This window comes from Rhizobacter sp. P2_H3 (assembly GCF_056403355.1).
Genome location: NZ_JBFUFQ010000511.1, coordinates 1 through 978 on the forward strand (window position 1 = coordinate 1; position 978 = coordinate 978).

A 978-nucleotide genomic window follows, 5' to 3' on the forward strand; every position below is an offset into this window, starting at 1 on the left:
TGGTGCCCAGGAGAGGACTCGAACCTCCAYGGAGTTACCCGCTAGTACCTGAAACTAGTGCGTCTACCAATTCCGCCACCTGGGCATCTCAGGAAGCCTGCGACTATAGCATGAGCGAAAGTCGCATCTTCAATCTCTCTCTCACAAAAGCAAAAGGCCAACACGTTGGTGCTGGCCTTCTCAAATTTCCCGCATTTATTGATTATTCTTGGTGCCCAGGAGAGGACTCGAACCTCCACGGAGTTACCCGCTAGTACCTGAAACTAGTGCGTCTACCAATTCCGCCACCTGGGCATTTCAGGAAGTCTTGGACTATATCATCAAAAACAACAACTTCTCCAATGCAACGCAAGTCAGCAACGAACTGATGAGCGAAGTCGAGGGCACGGTGCAAGGGCACCGCGACGGTCACGGATTCCTGGTCCGCGACGACCGGCAGCCCGATCTCTATCTCTCCCCGCAGGAAATGCGCGCGGTGCTGCACCGTGACCGCGTGAAGGCGCGCGTGATCCGCTACGACCGCAAGGGCCGGCCCGAGGGCCGCGTGCTCGAGATCATCGAGCGCAAGAAGGCGCCGATCATCGGCCGCCTGCTGCACGAGAGCGGCATCTGGCTGGTCGCCCCCGAAGACAAGCGCTACGGCCAGGACATCATGGTCCCGAAGAACGCGATCGCCAACGCGACCGCGGGGCAGGTGGTCGCGATCGAGCTGACCGAGCCGCCGTCTCTGTACTCGCAGCCGATGGGCCGCGTTTCCGAGGTGCTCGGCGAGATCGACGACCCCGGCATGGAGATCGAGATCGCGGTGCGCAAGTACGAGGTGCCGCACCGCTTCTCGCCCGAGACGCTGTCGCAGGCCGCGGGTCTGCCCGACAAGATCCGCGCGGTCGACCGCAAGGACCGCATCGACCTCACCGACGTCGCGCTCGTGACGATCGACGGCGAGGACGCGCGCGAGTTCGACGACGCGGTGTACTG

The 978-nt window shown here is 61.7% G+C and carries 2 tRNA genes and 1 pseudogene; 1 reads left to right on the forward strand and 2 read right to left on the reverse strand.

The window, feature by feature from the left end:
* A tRNA-Leu gene (locus tag AC1D1T_RS32725) sits at positions 1-85 on the reverse strand.
* Positions 86-209: 124 nt separating this feature from the next.
* Positions 210-294: transfer RNA gene (locus AC1D1T_RS32730), tRNA-Leu, on the reverse strand.
* 73 nt (positions 295-367) lie between these two features.
* Here AC1D1T_RS32730 and AC1D1T_RS32735 point away from each other — a divergent pair.
* A pseudogene (locus AC1D1T_RS32735) lies at positions 368-978 on the forward strand (ribonuclease R); the annotation flags it as partial.